The sequence below is a fragment of the Collinsella sp. AF15-51 genome (genome assembly GCF_003462845.1).
In the GTDB taxonomy this organism is placed as follows: domain Bacteria; phylum Actinomycetota; class Coriobacteriia; order Coriobacteriales; family Coriobacteriaceae; genus Collinsella.
In genome coordinates, this window is record NZ_QRYG01000001.1 from 82802 (window position 1) to 104617 (window position 21816).

The 21816-nt window shown below is 58.8% G+C and carries 19 protein-coding genes and 1 tRNA gene; 13 read left to right on the top strand and 7 right to left on the bottom strand.

Annotation, left to right across the window (positions count from 1 at the left end):
- Positions 1–73: 73 nt before the first annotated feature.
- Positions 74–658 (bottom strand): flavodoxin domain-containing protein, encoded by a 585-nt coding sequence (locus DWW51_RS00410; RefSeq protein ID WP_117772910.1) that lies wholly within the window; start codon positions 656–658, stop codon positions 74–76.
- Positions 659–814: 156 nt separating this feature from the next.
- Between DWW51_RS00410 and DWW51_RS00415 the strand changes: the two genes are divergently transcribed.
- From DWW51_RS00415 to DWW51_RS00430, 3 genes are all read left to right on the top strand, one after another.
- Entirely contained in the window at positions 815–1696 is an 882-nt protein-coding gene (locus DWW51_RS00415; protein WP_117772912.1) for an aldose 1-epimerase family protein, read from the top strand.
- Between the two features lie 59 nt (positions 1697–1755).
- Positions 1756–2691, top strand: coding sequence for a hexose kinase (locus DWW51_RS00420; protein WP_117772914.1), 936 nt, complete (start codon positions 1756–1758; stop codon positions 2689–2691).
- Between the two features lie 197 nt (positions 2692–2888).
- On the top strand, positions 2889–3362 hold the full coding sequence (locus tag DWW51_RS00430; RefSeq protein WP_117772916.1) for a YhcH/YjgK/YiaL family protein: 474 nt from the start codon (positions 2889–2891) through the stop codon (positions 3360–3362).
- A gap of 208 nt (positions 3363–3570) precedes the next feature.
- Here DWW51_RS00430 and DWW51_RS00435 read toward each other — a convergent pair.
- Positions 3571–3646 (bottom strand) — tRNA-Thr (locus DWW51_RS00435).
- Positions 3647–3803: 157 nt separating this feature from the next.
- On the opposite strand from DWW51_RS00435, the gene DWW51_RS00440 reads away from it, so the two are divergent.
- Complete coding sequence (locus DWW51_RS00440) at positions 3804–4286, top strand: PTS sugar transporter subunit IIB (protein WP_117772918.1); 483 nt, start codon at positions 3804–3806, stop codon at positions 4284–4286.
- A gap of 326 nt (positions 4287–4612) precedes the next feature.
- Here the strand turns inward: DWW51_RS00440 and DWW51_RS00445 are convergent, their stop codons facing one another.
- Complete coding sequence (locus DWW51_RS00445) at positions 4613–5665, bottom strand: aldose epimerase family protein (RefSeq protein ID WP_117772920.1); 1053 nt, start codon at positions 5663–5665, stop codon at positions 4613–4615.
- A gap of 206 nt (positions 5666–5871) precedes the next feature.
- Between DWW51_RS00445 and DWW51_RS00450 the strand changes: the two genes are divergently transcribed.
- Positions 5872–6636, top strand: coding sequence for a DeoR/GlpR family DNA-binding transcription regulator (locus DWW51_RS00450; protein ID WP_055251192.1), 765 nt, complete (start codon positions 5872–5874; stop codon positions 6634–6636).
- 196 nt (positions 6637–6832) lie between these two features.
- Here the strand turns inward: DWW51_RS00450 and lacG (DWW51_RS00455) are convergent, their stop codons facing one another.
- Entirely contained in the window at positions 6833–8254 is a 1422-nt protein-coding gene (gene lacG / locus DWW51_RS00455) for a 6-phospho-beta-galactosidase (RefSeq protein WP_197032106.1), read from the bottom strand.
- Positions 8255–8329: 75 nt separating this feature from the next.
- Complete coding sequence (locus DWW51_RS00460; protein ID WP_117772922.1) at positions 8330–10108, bottom strand: PTS lactose transporter subunit IIBC; 1779 nt, start codon at positions 10106–10108, stop codon at positions 8330–8332.
- A 284-nt stretch (positions 10109–10392) separates the two neighbouring features.
- On the opposite strand from DWW51_RS00460, the gene DWW51_RS00465 reads away from it, so the two are divergent.
- On the top strand, positions 10393–11394 hold the full coding sequence (locus DWW51_RS00465; RefSeq protein ID WP_147344011.1) for a LacI family DNA-binding transcriptional regulator: 1002 nt from the start codon (positions 10393–10395) through the stop codon (positions 11392–11394).
- 274 nt (positions 11395–11668) lie between these two features.
- On the opposite strand, the gene lacG (DWW51_RS00470) is transcribed toward DWW51_RS00465, so the two are convergent.
- Together lacG (DWW51_RS00470) and DWW51_RS00475 are read right to left on the bottom strand one after the other, a co-directional pair.
- On the bottom strand, positions 11669–13108 hold the full coding sequence (lacG, locus tag DWW51_RS00470) for a 6-phospho-beta-galactosidase (RefSeq protein ID WP_117772926.1): 1440 nt from the start codon (positions 13106–13108) through the stop codon (positions 11669–11671).
- A 66-nt stretch (positions 13109–13174) separates the two neighbouring features.
- Positions 13175–14950 carry a PTS lactose transporter subunit IIBC gene (locus tag DWW51_RS00475; protein WP_117772929.1) on the bottom strand — a complete coding sequence of 592 codons (1776 nt, stop codon included), beginning with the start codon at positions 14948–14950 and terminating at the stop codon, positions 13175–13177.
- A 357-nt stretch (positions 14951–15307) separates the two neighbouring features.
- On the opposite strand from DWW51_RS00475, the gene DWW51_RS00480 reads away from it, so the two are divergent.
- The 7 genes from DWW51_RS00480 to DWW51_RS00510 all read left to right on the top strand — a co-directional run bounded on the left by DWW51_RS00480 (position 15308) and on the right by DWW51_RS00510 (position 21729).
- Positions 15308–16312, top strand: a complete 1005-nt coding sequence (locus DWW51_RS00480; protein ID WP_117772931.1) for a LacI family DNA-binding transcriptional regulator — start codon at positions 15308–15310, stop codon at positions 16310–16312.
- A gap of 214 nt (positions 16313–16526) precedes the next feature.
- Positions 16527–16865, top strand: coding sequence for a PTS lactose/cellobiose transporter subunit IIA (locus DWW51_RS00485; RefSeq protein WP_089572387.1), 339 nt, complete (start codon positions 16527–16529; stop codon positions 16863–16865).
- Between the two features lie 256 nt (positions 16866–17121).
- Positions 17122–18153, top strand: a complete 1032-nt coding sequence (locus DWW51_RS00490; RefSeq protein WP_117772932.1) for a hypothetical protein — start codon at positions 17122–17124, stop codon at positions 18151–18153.
- A gap of 307 nt (positions 18154–18460) precedes the next feature.
- Positions 18461–18889 carry a galactose-6-phosphate isomerase subunit LacA gene (lacA, locus tag DWW51_RS00495; RefSeq protein ID WP_006234830.1) on the top strand — a complete coding sequence of 143 codons (429 nt, stop codon included), beginning with the start codon at positions 18461–18463 and terminating at the stop codon, positions 18887–18889.
- A gap of 63 nt (positions 18890–18952) precedes the next feature.
- A complete protein-coding gene (lacB, locus tag DWW51_RS00500) occupies positions 18953–19477 on the top strand; it encodes a galactose-6-phosphate isomerase subunit LacB (protein WP_006234831.1) in 525 nt (174 codons plus the stop codon).
- A gap of 378 nt (positions 19478–19855) precedes the next feature.
- A complete protein-coding gene (locus DWW51_RS00505) occupies positions 19856–20737 on the top strand; it encodes an aldose 1-epimerase family protein (RefSeq protein ID WP_117654934.1) in 882 nt (293 codons plus the stop codon).
- Positions 20738–20793: 56 nt separating this feature from the next.
- On the top strand, positions 20794–21729 hold the full coding sequence (locus DWW51_RS00510; RefSeq protein ID WP_117772934.1) for a hexose kinase: 936 nt from the start codon (positions 20794–20796) through the stop codon (positions 21727–21729).
- The last annotated feature ends 87 nt before the right edge of the window (positions 21730–21816 follow it).

Sequence of the window (21816 nt, forward strand, 5' to 3'; positions counted from 1 at the left end):
ATAGAAAAAGACGGCGGGCCCGAATCTGCTCGGACCCGCCGTATGGGTTAAACGCTCAAAAGCACCTTAACAGTTACAGCTTGTTAGCGATCTTCTTTGCCGTGCGCTTAACGCCGGCCACAAGACCTCCCGCAGGATGCTCCTTTTCGTAGGCTAGACGCTTCTCGCGCTTGGCGTACTCTTCGACGATGATGTCGCCATACTCGTCTTCGATCTTGTCGAAGAAGTCGACGGCGCCCTTAATTTCCTCAGCGGTCGGGTGTCCCTTTTGGACACCGCCGGTGAGTTTGAACGGCCCCCACGTATCAAAGCCGGGGCAGCCGTAGACACCCATAAAGATGGCCTGCCTCATGCGGCAGATGCCATCGATATCCTTGCCGTACCACTTGTTTTTGCCACCGTAGGTCATAAGGCCAAACACCTTGTCCTGCGGCTGCAGCACGTTAGTGAGCACGCGCGCCATATCTTTGTCGATCTCGGAGTAATAAATGCCCGTGGCGACGCCGATCAGATGGTATTCGTGCAGGTCGGGGTACTCGTTTTTACCGAGCGCCTTGACGTCGAGGGTATCGATTTCGGGGTGCGCCTCAACGATGGCGTCCACGAGCTTTTTCGTATTGCCGTGGTGGCGTGAGGCATAGAGGATGATGGTTCGCATAAGAACGCCTTTCAGCTGTAATTGCATCAATGTCTATATGGTACCCCGTTGCATGGCTGGGATACCGGACACATCGATGAGCGTGCGGGTTTGTCCTTTGGTCAGGGCCGAGACGGGTACTTGCGAGCAAAAAGCAGTTGTTCGAAAGGATGGGCAATGGAATACGCTCTCTCCAACGATTCGATTTCTATTAAGGTGTCTACGGCCGGCGGCTCGTTTACCTCGATTGAGGCCGACGGTCGCGAGTATCTGTGGCAGGGTGATCCCACCGTGTGGTCCGGCCAGGCGCCGATTTGCTTCCCGATTTGCGGAGGCTTGCGCGACAACAGCGCCATGACGTTTGCCGGGCATCATGTAAAGCTCGCTCGCCACGGCTTTGCGCGCAAGCAGGAGTGGAAGCTGCTGAGCCAAGGTGAGAACGAGTTGGCTATGTGCCTGGCTTCGGAGGATAACGCCGCGCTGCTGAGCGATTATCCGTATCCGTTTAGGCTCGTCGCCCGTTATACGCTCGAGGACAGCGCCGTGCGAGTCTCCTATGAGGTGACCAACGAGGGAACCGAGGACATGCCGTTCTTTATCGGTGGGCATCCCGGCTTTAGGTGCCCGCTCGATGAGGGCGAGGCCTATACGGACTACGAGTTGCGCTTTGAGAAGGATGAGGCTGCGGAGCTCTGCACCGCCGTTCCTTCGACTGGCTTGATTGATGTGGACAGGCGCTCCAAGAACCCCATGGTGGGAAAGACGCTGCCCCTGTCGCACGAGCTCTTCGATTTTGCGGAGACCATCTTTGACGTACTCGAGAGTCGTCAGGTCACGCTTTCCAAGAAGGGGGAGGACAAGGGCGTCCGCCTGAGCTTTGAGGGCTTTCCGTACCTCATTGTGTGGAGTAAGCCCGAGGGCGATTTTGTGGCAGTTGAACCCTGGGGCGGCCTCTCGACCTGCTCCGATGAGGACGACGTACTTGAGCATAAGCGCGGCTGCCTTGTCGCCAAGCCCAAGGAGACCATCGTTCGCTCGTTCACGATTGAGATTCTGTAATTCCGTTTTGTCGACTCGTATCGCGAGGCACAAGGAGCCTGCGAGATAAGGAGCTAAAAATGATCCTCACCGTTACGATGAACCCGTCTGTCGATACGCGCTATCAGCTCGATGAGCTCATTATCGACGACGTTAACCGTGTGACGCCCGAAAAGACCGCCGGCGGCAAGGGCCTCAACGTGGCCCGTGTGTTGGGCCAGCTGGGCGACGACGTTGTGGCAACCGGTCTGCTCGGCGGCCACATGGGCGCCTACATGGCCGAGCTCATGGACGCCAACGGTATTAACAACGACTTTGTGCCCATCAAGGGCGAGACCCGCATCTGCCTCAATATCCTTCATGCCGGCAACCAGACCGAGCTGCTCGAGAGCGGCCCGACAATTGCCCCCGAGGAGCTCGATGCCTTTACCGCCAAGTTTACCGAGCTTGCGAGCAAGGCCGCTGTCGTTACCATTTCGGGTTCGCTGCCCCGCGGTGTCGAGGCGGACTACTATGCCAAGATCACGGGCATTGCCGAGAACGCCGGCGCCAAGGTGTTGCTCGATACCTCGGGTGCTTCGCTCGAGGCTGCGCTCAAGTCTGAGGTCAAGCCCGAGCTGGTCAAGCCTAACCTGACCGAAATTAACGGCCTTCTGGGCACGAGCTTTACCACCGACGATGTGGACGAGCTCCGTTCCGCGCTCGCCTCTGACGCCCGCTTCTCCGATATCCCCTGGGTCGTCGTATCTATGGGCGCTGCCGGCTCCGTTGGTTTCCATAACGGCCGTGCGTTCCGCGCCAAGACCCCCGATATCCCCGCCGTTAACGCTACGGGCTCTGGCGATTCGACCATTGCCGGCTTCGCACATGCGATTGCTGCCGGAGCCGACGACGAGACGGTGCTGCGTACCGCCAACACCTGCGGCAAACTCAATGCCATGGATCCCATGACTGGCCACTTGGTTATGGATCGTTGGGACGAGGTTTACAACGGCGTTGTCGTGACCGAGCTGTAGGAGCTTGTGCTGCGGCCCCGGCATCGGTTGCCAGCTCATGTCGACGACAAGTGCAGTAGCATTATGCCGGGGCGCGACGCCGACACTGTCGTGTTCAATCCCGACCTTACCCTGGTCGAGACACATGTGGGTGGCAACAGCGTCGGTAATGCGTTTGCCGAGTAGCCGCCAAAGAAACGATCCGAGAGGGGATTTAGATGATTTACGGTGCATTGGGCGATATCGAGGAGTACCGTGGAATGCTCAAGGGCCTCGACGTGCTGATCGACTGGCTCGAGGAGAACGATCCGGCGAAGCTCGAGGTCGGCAGCCATCCGATTCTGGGCGACAAGGTCTTTGCGAACGTCATGGCTCCCACGACGCGTCCCGAAGCCGAGGCTCACTATGAGACGCATCAGCGCTATCACGACCTGCAGATCGACGTCGAGGGTCGCGAGGCCTTTAAGGTTGCCACGGGCAGCCTGACGCTGGTTCAGGAGTTTGACGAGAAGGACGACTACGATCTGGTCGATTCCGACGCCTCGATCGCCGGCGATCTTGCTGACGACAAGTTTGCGCTGTTTGTTGCCGGCGAGCCTCACATGCCCACGCTCGAGTTCCAGGGCGATGGCGCGCAGCCGGTCAAGAAGATTTGCTTTAAGCTGCTTGCAGATGCTTACTGGGAGGAGTAGCGCGCTGCTCGGCTGAGCTGTTCGTGTTGCGAGCGTTATCCCTTGGGGGAGCTCGCTTGGGCCCCGCTGAACGCGGTTCCTTTGGGGATTGCGGTTGGCGGGGCTTTTGTTGAGTAGGAGAGTTTCCGGCGGCGTTGTGCTTGGATTGGCGGAAGCGCGCCCGAAATCAGCAACAAAAAAGCCGCCCGAAGGCGGCTATCTTGTGCAATGGAGCCAGCGACCGGGCTCGAACCGGTGACCCCCGCTTTACGAGAGCGGTGCTCTACCAACTGAGCTACGCTGGCGGCCATGTGATGGCGCAACTGAGGCGTCAACGGCTGTCTATGATACGGGACATCGCAAATCCGCGCAAGTGTTCTGACGGCTTTTCTCACTTTAAATGCACTAATATTGGAGACGCGATGTCTTGCTCTTACGGGTCTCAAACAGAATGGGGCAGCGATGACTCAACCCAAGATTCTTCTCGCACGCATCGACGACCGTTTCATTTACGGACAAGACGTTGAGCTGTGGAACGAAGCCGTGGGTTCCAACCTTGTCCTAATCGTCAACGATGAGATCGCGGCAGATTCGCGCCAATGGGCACCCATGAGGGTGGCGGCGCCAGAAGGCGTTTGGACGCGGTTTTTCTCGGTGCAAAGGACCATCGACGTCATTCATACCGCAACGCCTCGCCAATTGATTCTGATCATGGTGGCCTCACCCTCCGATGCGCTCGCGCTGGTTAAGGGCGGTGTGCCGATCACCAAGATCAGCATTGGTCATATGCAGGCAGGGGAGGGCAAGCGTCCCGCAACGCCCGCAGTTGCCGTAGACGACACAGACGTCGCTGTTCTCAGAGAGCTGCAAAAGCTCGGCATAGAACTAGAAATCCGCTATCTCCCCAGTTCCGCCCCCGACCCCATCGGCAATCTGTTCAACTGATCCCTTGGGGACGGAGGAAAACGGATCATTTTGCCTTCGTAGGGGATCTGTGTGGCGCTGTCCGCCAAAACTATGCCGGTTTACTACGATGAATTGCTTATCGCCGAGCATGCCAAATTTGCAGAGAATAAAACCGCAGGTAGACGAGTTGCTAATTTTTTATAAACCAGCGCGTGGTCGGACATAGTGGGTTCATCGTAGTAATTCGGCATAGTTTTGTTATGTCACCAATTCGGTGGCATCGAAAAGAAGGATTTAGGCATGAAGCAGCGCCCGTCGGCGGTGGTGCCGGCGGGCGTTGCTGTGCGAGATGTCGCGTTGTGGGCCTAGTGCCTCATAAAGTGGTATTCGATCATATTGCTGTAGGGGTGACCCGGACCCACAATGCCCTGCGGGAACAGCGGCTGGTGCGGCGTGTCGGGGTACATCTCGGCCTCGAGGGCAAAGCCGGCGCCCCAGCCATAGTTGGCATCGTCCTTGGCGTGCTCGTCGCCCAGCCAGTTGCCGGTGTAGAGTTGCACGCCCGGGGCGGTGGTGTAGTAGTCCAGCTCACGACCGGTCCACATCTCCTCGACATGTAGGGCGCGACGCAGGTTGCGGCCGTACTGATAGCCATCGATGCACAGGCAGTGATCGTAGCCACGGGCCTGCTTAATCTGCGGGTCGTCGGCCTCCATGCCGGGTGCGACGGGGCGCAGCTCGCGAAAGTCAAACGGTGTTCCCTCGACCGGAGCGATTTCGCCGGTGGGGATGTTCTGCTCGTTAATGGGCAAGTAGTGGGCAGCGTTGGCGATAAAGAAGTGCTCACAGTCCATGCCGGCGTTATGGCCGGCAAGGTTAAAGTACGTGTGGTTGGTCATGGACACGTAGGTGGCGCGGTCGCTCTCGCAACCATACTCGATGCGGAAGACTCCGGTGCGCGTAACGGTAAACACAGCCGTAAAGATTCGGTTGCCGGGCAGGCCCAGCTCGCCATCCTTAAGCGAGGTGGTCATGCGCACGGCGTTGTGAGTCTCGTCGAGCTCAACGTCCCATACGCGCTTGTGCAGACCATGCTCAAGATCGCTGTGCAGGTTGTTGACGCCTTCGTTGGCCGGCATATGCCAGTCCGTGCCGTCGATGGTGATCGTGGCGCCCGCGGTGCGGTTTGCCACGGGGCCGATGGTCGCGCCAAAGCAGGCGGGGTTGTCAAAGTAATCCTCGAGCTTATCGAAGCCCAGCACCACATCGCGCACGTTGCCGGGAATGTCGGGCACATCGATACCCAGCACGGTGGCGCCATAGTCCATAATGCGAACGCAGATCTCGGGCCCGTTGAGGGTGTAACGATGAACGGGGGTACCGCACGGCGCGGTGCCGAAAAGCTCGGAAGTGATCATTTGGTTCCTAACATCGAGGTATTTCCGACAAACTGTAGCGCGAACAGGTGAGATTATCACTACACCCCACTAAAGCAGGGGGTATTTTTCTCAAAAAAGTGATGATTGGAGCTGTGCTGGCGTTGATTTTTGACGCGCACGAGTCTGATACAATTTGTTCGTTACTGTTTGAATGATATGTGCGCAAAGAACGGCGAGGATTCATCGTGATTAAGGCGGAGCGACAGGATAAGGTTCGTCAGCTGCTCGAGGAACAGGGCACGGTCTCGGTCAAGGAGATCTCGGACGCACTGGGCGTCTCGGATATGACGATCCGCCGCGATCTTGAGGAGCTTGCGAGCCTAGGTGAGATTGAGCGCGTGCACGGTGGAGCCCGTAGCGCGCAGGGCCGTCCACATGCTATGTTGCGCCACGAGTATTCGCACAGCGAAAAGCGTACCAAGCATGCCGAGGAAAAGCTGCAGATCGCGCGCCGCGCCGTTGAGCTCATCGAGGAGGGCTCGACCATCTTTTTGGGTACGGGCACCACGGTTGAGCAGATGGCCTCGATGCTGCCGGCGTTTCGCCTGCGCATCGTGACCAATTCGCTTTCGGTGTTTAACTTGCTTGAGGCGCGCGAAGACTGCGACCTGTGCCTCGTGGGCGGCATGTACCGTCGCCGCACCGCCGCTTTTGTGGGACCAACGGCCGAGGATACCCTGCGTGCGTTGGGCATCGACGCGGCGTTTATCGGCGCCAACGGCATTCTGGATGGCGATGTGTCTACGTCCAATATGGACGAGGGCCGTATCCAGCAGCTCGCCTTTAGCAAGGCAGACTCGCGCTACTTGATCGCCGATTCAAGCAAGATCGGCAAGCGCGACTTCTACACCTTCTGCCGCCTGGACAGCTTGGACGCCGTGGTGTGCGAGCCGGGCATCGCCGCCGAGAATCGCGCCGCCATCGAGGAACACACGCAGGTCATCTGCTAGCTTAGGTATTACAGATCTAGATATTTCGAACCGGGTGCCCCCGTTCATCTCAATCTGTAACAATTGGGGCCGAAAATCCCTGCTAGATGTTACAAATCGAGACAAACGGCCTGCTCGGGTCGAGCCAAAACAAAAAAGCCGCATGCGAACCCGTGGAGGGATTCGCATGCGGCCGACAGGGGGTATGCGGCTTGAATTAGGCCATGAGCAGGCCGGTCTCCGCGACGTTCTTGTACCAGTACGCGCTCGCCTTGGGATAGCGCTTCTGGGTCTCGAAGTCGATGTAGAACAGGCCGTAGCGCTTGTTGTAGCCGTTGGTCCAGGAGAACTGGTCCTGCAGCGACCACACAAAGTAACCGTCGACGTTTACGCCGCCGTCGATTGCCTTGAGGATCCATGCGAGATGCTGGCGCATGTAGTCGATGCGAGGGGCGTCGTCGATAAAGCCGTCCTCGAAGTCGTCCTTATAGCCCATGCCGTTCTCGGTGATGTAGATCTTCTTGTAGTTGGGGTAATCGTTCTTAATGCGGAGCAGCAGGTCGTAGAGGCCCTCGGGATAGATGATCCAGTCCCAATCGGTGGTGGGTACGCCTTCGCGCACGCATGACTCGCCCACGCCCTTGAGGAACCAGCGCGAGGAGCCCTTGTCGCCGGTGCCATTGTGGTTGATGTCGTTTTCGCCCTCGGCGGCACGCAGGAACTGGCACTTGTAGGTGTTGACGCCCAGGCAATCGTTGTAGGGGAGCGCGGCGGTCAGCGCGGCGATGTCCTCGTCGCGGACGTCGAGCTCGCCGCCGGCGATATGGGCCAGCTTGGTCGCGGCCTCCATGGTGTCGGCTGCATAGTGGCCGCGGAAGGTGGCGTCGAGTACCCAGCGGTTGTTGATGACGTCGGCCATACGAGCCGCCTCGCAGTCGGCAGCGCTGTTGGGATCGAGGGGATACTTGGGCTCCAGGTTCTGGACAATGCCGATCTCGCCCTCAAAGCCGCCCTCATGGAAGGCGACGACAGCCTTGGCGTGGGCCACCATCATGTTGTGCATGAGCTGGAAGGCCTTGTCCAGGCGGTACTTCTCGCCGTGCGGCCAGTTGCCGACGATAAAGCTGCCCTCGGCGGTTGCGGGAATCTCGTTAAAGGTAAACCAGTGCTTGACCTCGGTGAACTCGGCAAAGCAGAACTTGGCGTACTCGACGAAGGCGTCGATGGTCGTGCGCGTCAGGAAACCCTCGCCGCCGTTCTGGTAAAAGGCCTCGGGCGTATCGAAGTGATCGAGCGTGACATAGGGGATAACGCCAGCTTTGTTGCAGGTGGCGAAAAGCTCGTGATAGAAAGCGACACCCTCGGGGTTAATCTCGCCGGTGCCACTGGGGAAGATGCGGCTCCAAGCGATGGAGACGCGAATGCCGTTAATGCCGAAGCGCTGGCACAAGTCGATATCGACCGGATATTTGTTGTAGAAGTCGCTTGCGGGGTCGGGGGAGAAGCGACCCTGAGCAGCCAGGAAATCGTCCCAGGGCACTTTGCCCTTGCCGTGCGTGCGGGTCTCACCCTCAACCTGGTAAGCGGCGGTGGCGCCGCCAAACACAAAGCCGTCGGGGAACTGCATGGGGTTGGTCATGAGTCATCCTTTCTGTGGGATACGAATAGGGAGAGGTGCCCGAACTGGGGATCCGGGCACCAACAGAGGGAGGAACTAGTCGAGGTTCTCGCGGAGCCACTTGATGGCGCCAGCGGGGTCGCGAGTAAGGTCGATATATTCCTTACCGCGCGGGGCGAGCAGCTTAATGCCCAGACGATCGGTGTCGGCCTTCATGTCGTTGTAGTAGCTACGAACCTGCGGAGCGAGCACGATGACGTCGTACTGATCCATGATGGCAGTGTGCTGGCCATAGGCGCCTGCGGAGGAAGCGATGTTCTCTCCGGTCTGTGCGGCACCTTCCTTGATGGCGTTGGCAAGCATGGCAGAGGTGTCGGCGCCGGCGCACAGGACGAGGACCTTCAGGCCATCGACATCCTTCTTGGCGGATGCATCGGCAGCGGGCTCGGGCTGATCGGCGACAGGCTTGCTGTCGGCGGCGGCAACGGTCGTCTCGACGGAAGCGGTGGCCTGCTCGACAGCGGGCGTAGAGGCGTTGGCGGCGACGGAAGCGGCACCATCGGACTCGAGTCCCAGCTCGGCGGCGCGCTCGGCCTCCTGGTCGCAGAGCAGCTTATCGTATGCCTTCAAGAACGGCAGGTAGATGATGGCGTCCAGCAAGATGATGATCGCGACAAATACCAGGGCGATAAGCTGGAAGTTCGTGGTGATGAAGATGCCGATGGGGGCAGGGGTAGCCCAAGGCACCACGAAGGAGAAGCCGTTCATACCCACATTGTCGATAAAGAACTTGGCAACACTCACGTTGACGCAGCCGGCGGCAACAAAGGGGATGAGCATGTAGGGGTTAAGGATCATCGGCGCGCCAAAGAGCAGCGGTTCGTTGACGGCGAAGGCAACAGGGACAATCGAGGCCTTACCGACGGCTTTGAGCTGCTTGGACTTCATGAAGAGAATCAGCAGAAGCGGCACGATGAACGTGGCGCCGGTGCTGCCGAACTCACCCACGAGCGACATGTTAAAGGTGAGGGAGTGGGCGGGGTGGCCGCCTGCCAGCAGAACCTGCAGGTTCTCGGCCTGGTTGGCAAGACGGATGGGGTCGATGCCCGGCTGGACGATCGAGGGGCCGTGGACGCCGATGAACCAGAAGAACGCGGTGGCTGCCTGGATAAGGATAAGGCCAGGATAGGTTTCTGCAGCGGTAAAGAGCGGGGAGAGCAGTTTGATAAGCAGCTCGGAGAACGGAACGCCCATGAGGTTGCGCACGACGACATCGATGATGCCGCAGATGATGACGGCGCCGCCAAAGGGGATAATGTCGCGGAAGTTCTGAGCGATGGCGCCCGGGACCTCCTTGGGCAGCTTAATGGTCAGATCGCGCGAGACGCAGAATTTGTAGACCCACACGGTGATGAACGCGGCGATATAGGCCGAGAACAGACCGCGCGTGCCCATGCTGGTGCAATCGAAGACCGAAAGTTCGGAGCCGTTGAACTTGGTGGTGAACTGCGTAACGGCGAGCAGCAGCATGCTGCACTGGGCGGCCACCATGGTGGAACCGTCGTTGAGCACTTTGCCGGCGGGCATGCGACGGTTCATGGAAGCCGTGAAGTTCTTGGCAGTGGTGCCAGCAACCATGATGCCCATAACGCCCATGGTGAAGTTGTACAGCTTGTTGCACCAGTCGATAAGCGGCTGGGGCAGCGTGATGCCGACTACGCCGGGAAGGGTGGCGATCAGCAGGAAGATCGAAGAGGTGAGGACGATGGGCATGCACCCAAGGAATCCGTCCTTAATGGCCTGGAGGTAGACGTTCCTCGAGATCTTCTCAAAGAACGGTTGATGCTTTTCGAGCATCTTTACGATGGCGTCCATAGAGCTCCTTTGCTACTTAATGCGCGACGCATGTGGATGGAACTGGTCGTCGATGGATGGTCAGGACTGCCCGGAAACCTTCCTGCTTAAGGAAGGCATTGCCAAATGACAACGTTGTCATTTCGTTAATGACAACGTAAGACATTTTTGGAAGAGCAACAAGGATTTACGGGTGAACGGTCGATATTGTCCGATAAACGGCTGATTTGTCAGTCGGGCAGGTAGTGTATGCTAGAACACAAAAAACAAGCGATGCAAAACCGACTGGAGAAGCAGTGGCAACGATGGACAAGAAAAACGTCTCGATGAACGATGTGGCGATTGCCGCAGGTGTTTCTCTCAAGACGGTGTCGCGTGTGATCAACGAGCCCGATAGCGTGCGAGAGTCGACACGCGATAAAGTCCATTCCGCAATGGAGGCGCTCGGGTTTCGAACCAACTTTGCCGCGCGTTCGCTCAAGTTGGGCCGTTACGGGTGCATCGGCGTGGTGATGTTTCACTTGTCGGGCGGCGCCGTGGACATGATTGACGGTATCGCCGATGCCGCCGAAGAACGCGGCTTTGCGCTCACGATGATCAAAAAGCGGGCAGGGGAGAAGATGACCCTTGCCGACGCAGCGCGCAGGATGTCGCAGCTGCCTGTTGATGGCATGATCTTCAATCTGCGCCAGATGGTCGATGACTTTGATACCTTTGAGGCGCCGAAAGACCTCAAGACGGTGATTATCACACCGATGGAACATCCTACCTGCTCTACCGTCAGTGACGACCAAGAGGGCGGCGCGCGTATGGCGTGCGAGTACTTTTTGGACCACGGTCACAAGAACGTGTACTTCGTTTCGGGTAAGAAAGAGTCGCTGTCGAGCCAGTGCCGTATGAAAGGTTGGCGTGCGGCACTCGAGGCACGTGGCATTGAGCCGTCCGAGCCTCTGCAAGGCGATTGGAATGCGGATAGTGGCTATGCCGCGGGCCTTGTGCTTGCCGATAAACCCGATTGCACGGCGATCCTCGCTGCTAACGACTGCATGGCAAACGGTGTGATGATGGCTCTACGTGACAAAGGGCTCAGTGTGCCCGACGACGTGTCCGTGATCGGCTTCGACGATGAGCTCTACAAGACGATTCCCAACTCGATTCTGACGTCGGTGAAGTTTCGCCACCGCGAGCTGGGCATCCGTGCGCTTAACGAGGTCGTTGCGGGTTTGGAAGCCCCGAGCTCCAGAAGTCGTACGCTTGTCTCGGGCGTGTTGGTCGAGCGTGCGAGCGTGCGGGATTTGCGGGCGTAGGCGTGCTCGGCTCGTTCATCTCAACCTGTAACAGGTAGGGCCGAAAATCTCAGCTAGATGTTACAGATTGAGATATCTCTGCTCGGGCGTTCTGTTTGTCTCGATCTGTAACAGCTTGGAGCGAAAAACTCAGCTAGATGTTACAGATTGAGACAAACGTGCGGTACGGTCTGCCCAAAAAAGGCCGGGGGCGGCGCGTCGTGTGACGTGCCGCCCCCGGCTGAGAAATGGGGACAGGTTATGTGAGCGGGGCAATTCCGCTGGTCGCAAGCCGCTAGTCCAGACGACGGGTCTGCGCTACGTGCTTATACCAGTAGGCGCTTGCCTTGGGCGTGCGCTTCTGGGTTTCAAAGTCAACGTAGAAGAAGCCATAACGCTTGTTGTAGCCATTGGTCCAGGAGAACTGATCCTGCAGGCTCCACAGGAAGTAACCGCCCACGTTGACACCCACCTCCATGGCCTTGAGCAGCCAGCGCAGGTGCTGCTCGATGTAGTCGATGCGCGGCTGGTCGTCCACAAAACCGTCCTTGCAGGGGTCCTTGTAGCCCATGCCGTTCTCGGTGATGAAAATCTGCTTGTAGTTGGGGTAGCGCTGCTTAATGTAGACGAGCAGGTCGAACAGGCCCTCGGGATAGATGATCCAGTCCCAGTCGGTGGTGGGGATGCCGGGCTTGTTTACGTGCTCGCCAATACCCTTAACGCGCCAGCGGCCGGTGCCCTTCTCGCCCGTACCGTTGTGGTGCAGGTCGTTCTCGCCATCGTAAGCCTTAAGGAAGCGACACTGGTAGTTGTTAACGCCCAAGTAGTCGTTGTAGAGCGCGGCCTCGCGCATGATTTTCAGATCCTCGTCCGGGATCTCGATGGTGCCGCCCGAGACGGCAGCCAGGCGGTTGGCGCACTCGAGGGTGTCGGGAGCATAGTCGCCGCGGAAGGTGGCGTCGAGCAAGAACTGGTTCTGCAGCACGTGCTCGTTATTGGCGGCTTTGATGTCGGCGGGGTCGTTCTCGTTGAGCGGATACTTAAACTCCAACGACTGGATGACGCCGATCTTGCCCTTAAAGCCGCCGTTGTGGAAGGCCAGTACGGCCTTGGCGTGGGCGAGCATCATGTTGTGCTCGCACTGGAAGGCCTCGGCAAGATGCGCCTTGACGCCACCGGGGAAGGTGCCCTCGATGTAGGTGTTGGAGGCGTTCGCCCAGATCTCGTTAAAGGTGAACCAGTAGGTCACCTGGTCGGCGTACTCCTTAAAGCAGAAGGTGGCAAAGTCCACAAATGCGTCGATGGTCTCGCGGTTGAGGAAGTCGCCCTTCTCAAAGAGGGGCAGCGGCGTGTCAAAGTGATGCAGCGTGACGAACGGCTCAACATGGTGCTTATGGCATTCGGCGAAGAGGTCGTGGTAGAACTGGACGCCCTCGGGGTTGATCTCGCCGGTGCCGTTGGGGAAGATGCGGCTCCAGGCGATGGAGAGGCGGATGCCGTTGATGCCAAACTCCTCGCACAGTTCCAGGTCGACGGGGTACTGGTTGTAGAAGTCCGAAGCGGGATCGGGGGAAAAGCGCCCCTGGGCCTCCAGGAAGTCGTCCCAGGCAACCTTGCCCTTACCGTGAGTGCGGGTCTCGCCCTCTACCTGGTAGGCAGCAGTGGCGCCGCCAAAGACAAAGTCCTCGGGAAACTGCGCAGGCGGGTTAGTGACGCTAGCAGGGTTAACGGACATGATGATCCAATCGTCTAAATTGAAGGGCCAGCCGGTCTTGGATGGTCGGCTGGCCCTGAGCGTTACTTACTTCGAGAGTTGCTCGCTTACGAAGGCGAGAGACTTGTCGCCGTTCTGGGAGAGCTCGATGTACTGCTTGCCACGGCAGGCGACGCACTTGTTGCCCACGCGCTCGCAGTCCTTCTGAAGGTCGGCCAGGTAGCTTGCGGCCTGCGGGGCCAGGACGACCAGGTCAAAGTCGGGGAGCATGTCAACGTGGTTGCCATAGGCCTCGGCAGCGGTCTCGAGGTTAATACCGCGCTCCCTGGCAGCCTTGGCCAGCGCGTTGGCGAGCAGGCCCGAGGTACCGCCGCCCTGGCAGAGTACGAGCACGCGCCTGCCGTTGAGGTCGCTGGCGGTCGCAGCCTCGGTGGCGGGCGCTGCGGAAGCGGCGGGGGCGTCGGCCTTCACGGCCTCGGCAGCAGCGCCGGCGGCAACGCTCTTGGCGTCAGCCTTGCCCTGGAAGGCGTCGTTGAGCTTGGCGGCCTTCTCAGCGTTCTTGGCGGCGAGCTCCTCCTGGGAGATCTCGGCCTCCTCGGTGCACTTCTGGGCGTCATAGGCACGGAAGAACGGGTAGTACAGGGCAAAGTCGACAACCAGGATAAGGGCGAGCATCACAAAGGCGAGCGGCTGGAAGCCCAGGCCCATGATGGTGCCGATGGGGCCGGGGACGGTCCAGGGCAGGGTGTACATAAAGCCGTTCATGCCCAAGAAGTCGATAAAGATCTTGAGGATCCAGATGTTGGCGATCGGGGCAAAGACAAACGGGACAAAGAAGACGGGGTTGAGCACGATGGGCGCGGCGAACAGCAGCGGCTCGTTGACAGCGAAGCAGACGGGAACGATGGCGGCCTTACCGACGGCGCGCATCTCCTGGGACTTGGCCAGGAAGCAGAACATAAAGACCAGGACAAGCGTGGCGCCGGTGCCGCCCATGCAGACGACGAAGTACTGGGCACCCTGGGTCAGGACAGCGGAAGCGTGCTGGCCGGCCTGGAACGCAGCCAGGTTGTCGGTCATGTTGGCAACGAGGGCGGCGGCGATGGCGGGCTCGACGATCGAGGGACCGTGGACGCCGACGAACCAGAACAGGCTCATGGCGCCGTAGATCACAGCGAGACCGATATAGCCGTCGGCAGCGGTGAACAGGGGCTGGAACACCTGGATGACGCCCTGGGCAAAGCAGAAGCCAAAGGCAGCGCGGAAGGCGATGTCAAAGACCCAAAAGACGGTGATGCAGACGGAGAAGGGGATGATGTCCTTAAAGGTCTGCGAGATGTTGGGCGGAACCTGCTCGGGCATCTTGACGGTGATGTTGCGCTTGATAAAGAACTTGTAGATGATGCCGGTCACAAACGCAGCGATGAAGGCAGTCAGCAGGCCCTTGGAACCAAGATAGGTGGTGTTGAAGCCGCTGGCGGCGTCCGTGGCGATGGTGTCGCTCGAAAGGAGCAAGAAGCCGATGATGGCCGCGCACATGCACGAGATAAAGTTGATCTGATTGTTCTTGGGCAGATCGCGGTTCTGAGCGTCGGCGAAGTGCTTGGCCGTGGTGGCGGCGCAGGCGATGGCCAGGATGCCCATGGAGTAGTTGTAGCACTTCCACAGGGCGTTGTTGATGTCATCGGGCCAGTAGAAACCCCAGATGTTGGGGACCGAGGCTACCAGGCAGAAGATGGACGAGAAGATGATGATGGGGATGACGGAGATAAAGCCGTCGCGGATCGCCTTGAGGTACTTGTTGCGGGCGATCGCGTTGAAAAAGGGCTGGCCCTTTTCGATGATGGCGATGAGTTGCTCCATGCAATGCTCCTAAGAGTCGGTGGGTTAGCAACGATGGTAACTTTTGGCGTTCGGTTGCCAAAATGTTGACGTTGCCATTTTGCGGCACAAATAAAGACGCGAATCGGTGGTTCCTGTGCCTGCGAACCGTCGATTCCTTACGCGTAAACGTTTGAGCCGCCCGGTGGCTCTGTGTTTGCACAATGGCAACGTTAACATTTGATCGACAAAAGCCGTCCGGGGAAGCGGGATTGTCGGTGAACGGTAGGTTTTGGGTGGTGAGCGTATGGCGGAGGAGGCGTTAGATATACTTAAAGACGTTTCATTTGACTGCGTAGGGTGCCACCAATGGCATCGTTGACATAGAAAGATCGACCTATGGCCGCTGTTAAAAAATCGGTTTCCGTTAAGGACGTGGCGCGTCTCGCGGGCGTCTCGGAGCAGACAGTCTCGCGTACGGTGCACGATTCGCCCAGCGTGCGCCCCGAGACCAAGGAGCGCGTGCGTGCCGCCATGCGCGAGCTGGGGTATCGCCCCAATTTTGCCGGTCGATCGCTGCGCCGCGGCAAGTTTAAGACCGTCGGCGTCGCCATGTTCAACATTACCGGCACCGGCAACCTCGACCGCATGGAGGGCTTTGCCGCCGCGGCCGACAAACATGGCTATGCCATCACCCTCACTAAAGTAGACGGGCATCCGTATACCCTCGAGAGCGCATCGTCGCGCATGAGCGCGCTGCCGGTGGATGGCATGGTTGTGATCATGAATCGCATGCCGGCGGACTTTGGCACCTTCGAGCCGCTGCCCGGTATGCAGACGGTGCTCGTTACCATGCTGGAGCACCCGCTGTGCTCGACGGTTGATAACGATCAGTTCGATTGCTCGCGCCAAGTTGTCGAGTACTTGCTGGGGCAGGGGCACAAGACCGTGCACTTTATCTCGTGCCCCGAGCGCTCGCTTTCGGGCATGCGTCGCGAGGAGGGCTGGCGCGAGACATTGCGCGCGCATGGTATTGAGCCGCCGCGACTCGTCCGTGGCGATTGGACGGCACAGAGCGGATATGCCGCCGGCCAGGTGCTTGCGGACGATCCGAACTGCACAGCCATTTATGCTTCCAACGATGCCATGGCCTACGGCTGCATTCGCGGGCTCGAGTCGCGCGGGAAGCGCGTGCCCCAGGACGTGAGCGTAGTGGGTGTTGACGATAGTCTGGGCGACATCGTGCCCGACCGTCGCCTGACCACGGTGCGCTTTGACAACAAGCGCGTCGGCATGTGGGCTGTCGACAAGATTGCCGGCGCCGAGGGGGGTGCGTCTGGCGTGGAGCACATGCTGATCCCCGGCATGCTCGTAGAGGGTGATACGGTGCGCGATGTACGCTAGGGTGTGGACCTGTTTGGGTTGCCACTAATTGTGTTCGATATTGTTCGCATTGGTTTAAAAACCGTTCACGGGCGAAAATCGACCGTTCATAGCTCGAAATTGCGTTTTGCATTGTTCTGTTTTGTTTGAATGTTAATGTTTCTGTCATACACAACGCAGCGCGTATGCCCGGACGCGATGCTCTCCGTTGGTTCATATGTGAAAGGAACGCAATATGGCAACCAAAGAAGAAATCTCGATGGTTGGATTCGAGATTGTCGCATACGCGGGCGACGCCCAGACCGATCTGCTTGCAGCGCTCGATGCTGCTCGCGAGGGTGATTTTGAGAAGGCCGAGCAGCTGCACAAGGATGCCAGCGATGCACTTATCGGCGCCCACGACACGCAGACCAAGCTGCTTTCGCAGGAGGCCGGCGGCGGTGAGATGGAGATGACCTTCATCATGGCTCACGCTCAGGATACTCTCATGACCACCATGATCCTGGAGAAGCAGACCCGCTTTACCATCGATGCCTATAAGCGCATCGCCGCACTCGAGGCTAAGCTCGCCTAACGAGCTCTCACAACCAAGTCCCCTTCCAAAAGCTCTGCCGCTACCCGCGGCAGGGCTTTTTCTGCGCTCCTCCAAGTTGCGGTGAAATAGGGACTGAATAGGGACCGGCGAGCGCAAAACAATCCCTATTCCACCGCAACTCATCCCGAAATAGTCATTGGGGACAGTCTTGGTGCCCGTTCGTCTTGCCGTTCGGTTTTTCGATGGGTGGGTATACTTTCCACCGCATTACAGGCCGGAATGAGGAGGTATCCAAATGCCGGACAACGGATTGATTCAAAAGAGAGACGCGCACGAGGTAGCTCATGGGCGTTCTGTCCAGATAACCGAGCACACGACAGTAACCGAGCTGCAGCCCAGCCTGTCCGATGTCGTGTGCGCAAACAAAAAACTGCAGATCGGTATCATCGTTGCGCTCGTGGTACTGGCCTTGCTGTCGGGCTTTGTGGCTCGTCCGCATTTTGCCGATACCAAGACTTGGGACTCCACCATCGAGGTTATCGATCAAAAGAAGGGCAACGTTTTGGCGCTCACGACCTCGTGCGTTGCCCTGTCTGCGGGCATCACGGCGCTGCCGGGTGATACGGGAACGCCGGTTGCCGAGCAGCTCGCACAGCTTTCAGGCAACCTCGGTATCGTGCTTGCCGTGCTATACCTAGAGAAATACTTGCTCACGATTTTGTGGTCGGTTGGCTTGGGCATCTTAATCCCGTTTGCGTTGGTACTCTTTGCGGTCTCGCTTGGCATTCACGGACGCTGGAGCACGAGTGCCGTCCTGCGCCGCGTGGCGACCCGCGTGTTGGTGGTTGCCGTAATCGGCATGGCGCTTGTGCCCGCGAGCGTATGGGTGTCGCAGAAGGTCGATGAAACGTATCGCGTAAGTATTGAGCAAGCTGAGCAAAAGGCAGCGGACGCTGCGGAAAAGACCGATACCACGGACAAGTCAGGCGAGACCAGCTCAAAATCGAACAAGAAAAAGGCCGAGTCCACGGAGTCCAAAAACGTGCTCGAGCAGTTGACTGACGGGGCCTCGAGCCTGTTTACGTCGGTAACCAGCGGTGCCAAGCAGATGACCGACGAGATCGTGCAGCAGGTGACCGATCTCATCGAAGGCGTCATCGTGATGATCGTGACCTCGTGTGTGATTCCTCTACTGGTGCTCGTGGCGTTTCTATGGCTAGGACACGTGCTGCTGGGGATCGATGTCTCCGGTCCCGCGAACTATCTGACGGATCGTTTCTTGAGCGCTCCGTCCAAACATGCCAAGAAGAGTGGGCAGTCTGAGTAGGCGGCAAAGCGATCTTTGGAAGATCAACCGTAAGAAGGGCGGCCGAGACACGTTCTCGGCCGCCCTTTTGTCTGTTGAACACATGGTCGCTACGTCTGCGCCGGGCTCAAACGGTCGGCAATCAACCGTGAACGGTATTTGTTCAAAAAAGAACAAAGTTAAACAAATAATGGTTGCACCAGATGTTCGAATGTGTTCAAATAAACATGAACAGTGAAGAACCGCACATTCAGATGCCCGGACCTGAACGCGATTCAACACTTCCAAACAGAAACTACGCACCTGCGTATCTCTCAAGGAGGATGTCATGAGGGTTGTAATCGCTTCCGATGCCGACGGTATGTCGATGAAGGAGTCCATCAAGGAGATGCTCATCGCCGACGGTCACGAGGTCGTCGACTATTCCGAGACCCCTGCCGCGGACTTTGTCGATTCCGCGACCGCCGTTGCCAAGGACCTGCTGGAGCACAAGGATTCCCAGGGCTTCGCATTCGATAAGTACGGCGTCGGCTCCTATATGGCCGCCGTCAAGATCAAGGGCATGGTCGTCGCCAACATTTCCGACGAGCGTTCCGCTTACATGACCCGCGAGCACAACGGCTCGCGCATGGTCACCATGGGCCCGGGCGTTGTGGGCACCGAGGTCGCCAAGAAGATCGCCCGCGAGTTCCTGCGCGCCCAGTACGCCGGCGGCCGTCACCAGATTCGTGTCGACATGCTCAACAAGATGGCCTAACGAGAGCCACCGAGAACTCGAACTTCTACCTCAACTTGTGAATTCAGACGAAAGGACGTTCTGATGAAGAAGACCATCGCAATCGGTTGCGACCATATCGTTACGGACGAGAAGATCTATCTGGCCGACCGCCTGGAGCAGGCTGGCTACAAGGTGCTCGACTGCGGCACCTACAGCCACACCCGTACGCACTATCCCATCTACGGTAAGGCCGTGGGCGAGGCTGTTGCCAGCGGCAAGGCCGACTTTGGCGTGGCCCTGTGCGGCACCGGCATCGGCATCACCAATGCCGTCAACAAGGTTCCCGGCGCTCGCTGCGCCCTGGTTCGCGACATGACCTCTGCCCTGTATGCCCGTCGCGAGCTCAACGCCAACATCGTGGGCTTTGGCGGCAAGATCACCGGCGAGTTCCTGATGGCCGACATCATGCTTGCCTTCCTGGAGGAGCCCTACGAGAAGACCCCCGAGCATGATGCCCTGATCGCCAAGATCGATGCTTGCAATAAGGCCGACGCCGAGGCTCAGGCTGACCCGCACTTCTTTGACGAGTTCCTCGAGAAGTGGGACCGCGGCGAATACCACGACTAGTGGGGTTACGCGGTTTTGCCAAACCGCGTAACGGGTCGACGCTGCGCGGCGCTCAGGCACCCCATCTCGCCGCTCAAACCGTCGCTCGCGTACATGAAGTACGCGTCGCTCCTCTTTCGCGGCGACCTGGGGCACCTGAGCGCCGCTCGCTGACGTAGGGGGTACCAGCAGGGTTGCCGCTGTTGTTGGGAAGCGTTCTGGTTCGGCTAGCTGCTCCGATAACACGTTTGCTTGCTTGGCTTGAGTGCTTTGCTCTTGGCGGTCCCCGGCATTCTGCAGCTTTTCAATTGACGGCTCGCGTTTCTGTGAGGGGGCGCGGGCCGGTTTTCTATCAGCCCTATTGACTTGGCGGGCTGTCGTAAGAAAGGGAAGGCTCCTATGGAGTTTGTTCTTGATAACGGTTCTATTCGTGTGGCACTGAGCACGGCTGGCGGATCGTTCACTTCGATTAAAGCCAACGGCCGCGAGTACCTGTGGCAGGGTGACCCGGCGGTCTGGTCGGGCCAGGCACCCATTTGCTTCCCGATTTGCGGCGGCCTTCGTGACGGTCACGCAATGACCATGGGCGGCCGCGAGGTAAAGCTCGCCCGCCACGGATTTGCTCGCAAGCAGGAGTGGAAGCTCGAGGAGCAGAGCGACAACATGGTTGCGCTGAGCTTAAGCTCTGCCGACCATGCCGAACTGCTCGAGCAGTACCCGTATCCGTTTAAGATCGTTGCTCGTTACACGATCGATTCGGAAAAGGTGGCCGTGTCGTACGAGGTGACCAATGAGGGCACCGAGGATATGCCATTCTTTGTGGGTGGTCACCCCGGCTTTAAGTGCCCACTCGACGAGGGCGAGTCCTATGACGATTACGAGCTCCGTTTTGATCAGCGTGAGGCCGCCGAGCTCTGTACTGCCGTTCCCTCGACGGGCTTGATTGATGTTGAGCATCGCAGCAAGAACCCTATGATCGACCAGAACCTGCCGCTGACCCACGAACTCTTCGACTTCGCGGAGACCATCTTTGACGTGCTCGAGAGCCGCGTGGTTACGCTGACCAAGAAAACCGAGGACAAGGGCGTGCGCCTGACGTTCCCCGATATGCCATACCTGATTGTGTGGAGCAAGCCCGAGGCCGACTTTGTGGCTGTGGAACCGTGGGGTGGCCTGTCCACCTGTTCCGACGAGGACGATGTCCTGGAGCATAAGCGTGGCTGCCTGGTGGCCAAGCCGGGGGAGACTATCGCCCGCGGCTTTGGGATCGAGATCCTTTAACGAGCTATCGTATGTTTGGGGCAGCGCACATCGCGCCCCGGAAACAGGAGTTCAACATGATTCTGACCGTTACCATGAATCCGTCGATTGATACGCGCTACCAGCTCGACAAGCTGGTCATTGACGACGTTAACCGCGTGACGCCCGAAAAGACCGCTGGCGGCAAGGGCCTTAACGTGAGTCGCGTGCTGTTGCAGCTGGGCGACGACGTGCTCGCAACCGGTCTGCTCGGTGGCCACATGGGTGCCTATATGGCCGAGCTTATGGATGCCGACGGCGTCAAGAACGACTTTGTGCCCATTGCCGGTGAGACGCGCATTTGCCTGAATATTCTGCACGAGGGCAATCAGACCGAGCTGCTGGAGAGCGGCCCGCAGATCGCCCCGGCCGAGCTCGAGGCCTTTACGGCTAAGTTCGCCGAGCTTGCAGCGAAGGCGGACGTTGTGACGCTTTCGGGCTCGCTGCCGCGTGGCGTCGATGCCGGCTACTATGCCGAGCTCGTCAAGATCGCCGAGGAGGCGGGCGCTAAGGTGCTGCTCGACACCTCGGGTGCATCGCTGGAGGCCGCGCTGGAGTCCGACGCTAAGTCTGAGCTCGTAAAGCCCAACCTGACCGAGATTAACGGCCTGCTGGGTACGTCCTTTACGACCGATGATGTCGATGCCCTGCGCGAGGCGCTTGCCGCCGATGGCCGCTTTGCCGATATTCCCTGGGTTGTCGTTTCGATGGGCGCTGCCGGTTCGGTGGGCTTCCATGAGGGTCGCGCATTCCGCGCCAAGACGCCCGCGATTGCGGCTGTGAACGCGACGGGTTCCGGCGACTCGACCATCGCCGGCTTTGCGCATGCCATTGCCGCTGGTGCCGACGACGTCACGGTGCTCAAGACCGCCAATACCTGCGGCAAGCTCAACGCCATGGACCCCAAGACCGGCCACCTGGTCATGGACCGCTGGGATGAAATCTTCAACAACGTTGTCGTAACTGAACTCTAGGAGTCGCGGCACCGAACACTCGAAAACGGCGCCCGTCGGCGATGTTGCCGGCGGGCGCCGTTGTCGTGTGGGCGGTTATGTCGTGGC